Origin of the sequence: Candidatus Effluviviaceae Genus I sp. (assembly GCA_016867725.1) — a bacterium.
Classification (GTDB): Bacteria; Joyebacterota; Joyebacteria; order Joyebacterales; family Joyebacteraceae; genus VGIX01.
On the sequence record VGIX01000081.1, the window covers coordinates 1 to 3,815 of the forward strand.

The 3,815-nt window shown below is 69.0% G+C and carries 5 protein-coding genes; all 5 read left to right on the forward strand.

Annotation, left to right across the window (positions count from 1 at the left end; genetic code table 11):
- Positions 1 to 567 (forward strand): hypothetical protein (locus FJY74_09545; protein ID MBM3308556.1); only part of this gene is annotated, 567 nt, incomplete at its 5' end.
- A gap of 304 nt (positions 568 to 871) precedes the next feature.
- Entirely contained in the window at positions 872 to 1,498 is a 627-nt protein-coding gene (locus FJY74_09550; GenBank protein MBM3308557.1) for a hypothetical protein, read from the forward strand.
- Positions 1,499 to 1,671: 173 nt separating this feature from the next.
- Positions 1,672 to 1,827, forward strand: coding sequence for a hypothetical protein (locus tag FJY74_09555; GenBank protein MBM3308558.1), 156 nt, complete (start codon positions 1,672 to 1,674; stop codon positions 1,825 to 1,827).
- A gap of 51 nt (positions 1,828 to 1,878) precedes the next feature.
- Positions 1,879 to 3,027 (forward strand): hypothetical protein, encoded by a 1,149-nt coding sequence (locus tag FJY74_09560; protein ID MBM3308559.1) that lies wholly within the window; start codon positions 1,879 to 1,881, stop codon positions 3,025 to 3,027.
- Positions 3,028 to 3,038: 11 nt separating this feature from the next.
- On the forward strand, positions 3,039 to 3,815 hold a 777-nt coding region (locus tag FJY74_09565; GenBank protein ID MBM3308560.1), incomplete at its 3' end, for a hypothetical protein.

The following is a 3,815-nucleotide window of genomic DNA, read 5'->3' on the forward strand; positions in this document are numbered from 1 at the left end:
CAGAACCCGAACATCAGGAGCTTCCTGAACGCCTCGAGCGCGGGCACGGGCAACAACTGGACGACATCGCCCGTTCCCGGTGCCAACAAGAGCGTGTACGTCTGCTTCGACAACTTCGGCGCGGGTGGCGGCATGTACGCCGCGCAGTTCCTGATGCAGCCGGTGGGCGGCCCCAACTACCTCTCGACGACGAACCAGTTCGCCGCGACCCACGGCGGCCTGACGATCGGCGAGGCCGTGGTGGCGCCGGGCGCGTCGATGACGGTGGGCCCGACCCCGCAGTACCCGGGCACGAGCGGCATCATCGTTCTTGCCAGGATTCGTTTCGAGACGCCGGAGGAGCTGCGCGGCGGTCACATCGCGCTGATTCCGTACTCGGCCGGTGACGGTCCTGTGGTTGCCGATGCGAACAACATGCTCGACGTCTGGTGCGTGAAGTCCACGATGTACGGCGGCATCTCCGGCCACTTCGGCTGGGACGGCCCGCCTCCGATCGACGGCGACTGCGTTCCGCCCAGCCCGGTCGCGGACACGACCTGGGGTTCCATCAAGGCCCTGTACAAGTAGGCCCTGCCAGGTAGGTTCTTCGTGTTTGTTGCAGACGGGGGCGGCGCCTCAAGGCGCCGCCCCCGGTGTTCGGGGGCCGGGGAGCGCGCCACTCCGGGTGTGCGGAACGAGGCTTGCCAGAGAAACGGCCCTGTGGTATAATAGATGCTACAAGAGGTGGATCAGCGGACAGGCTTCGAGGGGTGTCCGAATCCCAGGGCGAACCAGGGCAACCGCGGAAGGAGGTGGTCCCGAGGACCGGACTGACGTGGTGTGGCAGGTTGGACGGAGCATCAACCTCGACTCAAGAAGGAGGCCGAAAGCAATGAAGCGTCTTCTGATTGCCCTTCTCGTTGTGGCGTTCGCGATGCCGGCGATGGCCGGTCAGAACCCGAACATCAGGAGCTTCCTGAACGCCTCGAGCGCGGGCACGGGCAACAACTGGACGACATCGCCCGTTCCCGGTGCCAACAAGAGCGTGTACGTCTGCTTCGACAACTTCGGCGCGGGTGGCGGCATGTACGCCGCGCAGTTCCTGATGCAGCCGGTGGGCGGCCCCAACTACCTCTCGACGACGAACCAGTTCGCCGCGACCCACGGCGGCCTGACGATCGGCGAGGCCGTGGTGGCGCCGGGCGCGTCGATGACGGTGGGCCCGACCCCGCAGTACCCGGGCACGAGCGGCATCATCGTTCTTGCCAGGATTCGTTTCGAGACGCCGGAGGAGCTGCGCGGCGGTCACATCGCGCTGATTCCGTACTCGGCCGGTGACGGTCCTGTGGTTGCCGATGCGAACAACATGCTCGACGTCTGGTGCGTGAAGTCCACGATGTACGGCGGCATCTCCGGCCACTTCGGCTGGGACGGCCCGCCTCCGATCGACGGCGATTGCCAGGAGCCGAGCCCGGTCCAGAATACGACCTGGGGTTCCATCAAGGCCCTCTACAAGTAGCCCAGGGATCGTCTTCCCGGTAGTGCCGGACGGGCGGTGCGAGAGCGCCGCCCGTCCTTCATTGGCGGGTTGCGGCACCCCGCCGGGCGTGCTAGGATGAACTGGGACGGGGGATTCGTGTCACGGCACCCCGGGGCAGCCGGCCCGGGGCCTCAGCGAGGAGGCAGGGAATCGTGCTCACGAGACGGTGGCTGCTGTGGGCCGTGCTGGCCGCTTTGGTCGTCGCCGGCTGCGCCGGGACGCGGGAGGCCGAGCGCCCGGTCGGGCCCTTCGAGATCGCCATTCTCGCCACGACGGACATGCAGGGCGAACTTGAGCCCTGCGGCTGACACGATGGCCAGCGTGGCGGGCTGGTCCGGAGGGCCGGCTACATCAACCAGATGAAGCAGACGACGGCGCTCGTGATTGTGGACGCGGGAGGGACGCTCACGCCGCGTGAGTACGCCCGCGAGTTCGTTGACAACATGAGCCTGGTCGGCATGGCGCGCATGGGCTACGACGCGGTGACCATCGGGGAGTACGACCTCCGAAACGGCGCGGAGTACCTCGTCCGGCTTGCGTCGGAGAACGGGGTCCCCCTCGTCTCGGCGAACGTGCGGGACGCGGCGACGGGCAAGCTTGTCGCGCGCCCGTTCGTGGTCGTCGAGGCCTACGGGGTGCGGGTGGCCATCACCGGGGTGTTGGCTGACGACATGACCGTCCGGCTCGCCAGGGATGTGACGGAGTCCGGCGTGACCGTCCAGCCGCCGGCCGAGGCGCTGGCAGCGCTCGTTCCGGAACTGCGGAGAAAGGCCGACTTCGTCGTGCTTCTCGCTCACACCGGCATCGACCACGCGAAGGAGCTGGCGCAGGCCGTCCCCGGCATCGACTTCCTCGTCGTCGGGAGCCAGAACAACTACGCCGCAAGGCTCTTCGAGGTCGGGACCACCCAGTTCCTCCAGCCCGGGTATAAGGGCCAGTACGTGTCCCTCGCCCGGCTCCGGTTCAGCGCGGACCGGGTGTACCAGGGCTGCGAGGGCGAGGCCGTCGCGATGGACGACAAGGCCCCGGTGGACGCCTCGATGGCGCTTCTCGTGAAGGAGCACAAAGCCGCGGTCGAGCGGTACGGCAAGGAGCGGTCGGCGGCGCAGGCGCAGGAGCAGGCGCAGAAGCGCATCGCCGAGCACCGCGAGGCCTGCATCGGCGTCGAGGGGTCCTGTCGTCGGTGCCACCAGAGTCAGTACGAGCAGTGGCTGACGACGGCGCACGCGAAGGCCTTCACGACGCTCGAGGCCGCGACCCAGTCAACGAACCCCGCGTGCCTGAAGTGCCACACCACCTGCAAGACCGACCTCAAGCAGGACGGCTCGGAGGCGATCCCCGAGGAGCTCCGGGGCGTGCAGTGCGAGTCGTGTCACGGGATCGGCACGAAGCACGCGCGGGACGGGTCGTTCGGCACGGTCAGCGTGGCCACGTGCATGCAGTGCCACGACAAGGCGAACAGCCCTGACTTCAAGTACGCCGCGTACCTGCCCAAGGTGAAGCACTGAGGGTCACGGGCATGGTCCCGAAGACGCTGACGCTCGCCGCAACGCTCGCTGCGGTGTCCCTCTCGGCACACCCCGCGCTTTCGAACGACGTGCGGGTCCTGGAGTCCACGGACCGCGGGATCGTCGTCGAGATCGTCACCGACAGCTTCACCGTGGAGCCGGTCGTCCACGGCGGCGCGGAGTTCGTCCGCGTCGCGGCGCCCGGGTGCGACTGGACGACGGAGCCCGGGCTGCCGCGGCTTCCGGTCCGCGGCGTGCTCCTCGGCGTGCCGTTCGGCTCGGACGCGCGCCTCGAGGTCGTGACGGTCGAGTCGGAGCGGCTCGGCGAGACGGCCGTGGAGCCCGCGCCGCGCGAGAGCTTCGCGCGCGACGGCGAGTTCGTCATCCCGCTTCAGGAGTTCGAGACCGACGACGCGTTCTACCGGGCCGGGGACTCGCACCCGGCCGGCGTCGCAGCGCTCGGGTTCGACGCGGTCCTCAGGCACCAGCGGACCGTGCAGGTCCTCTTTCACCCGTTCCATTACGGCCCGCGCGACGGGCTCGTCGTGAACCGGCGCATCGTCGTCCGGCTCGCTCTCACGCCGGGGGCCCGAACCGACGACGTCGTTCCGGCCCCGGTCGGCGAGCGCGAGTGGGACGGCATCTACGCCGGCACCGTGCTCAACCACCGCGAGGCGCGGGAGTGGAGGATGCGTCCGGCGCCGCGCGCGGTTCGCGGGCGGGCGGCGCGCCGCTCCGAAGCGTACCGGTTCGACGTGGGGGAGACCGGCATCCACCGGCTGGACTTC

Excerpts from the sequence above, each read along its gene's own strand:
- FJY74_09550 (MBM3308557.1), top strand. The coding sequence starts at position 872 with ATGAAGCGTCTTCTGATTGCCCTTCTCGTTGTGGCGTTCGCGATGCCG.
- FJY74_09560 (MBM3308559.1), top strand. The coding sequence starts at position 1,879 with ATGAAGCAGACGACGGCGCTCGTGATTGTGGACGCGGGAGGGACGCTC.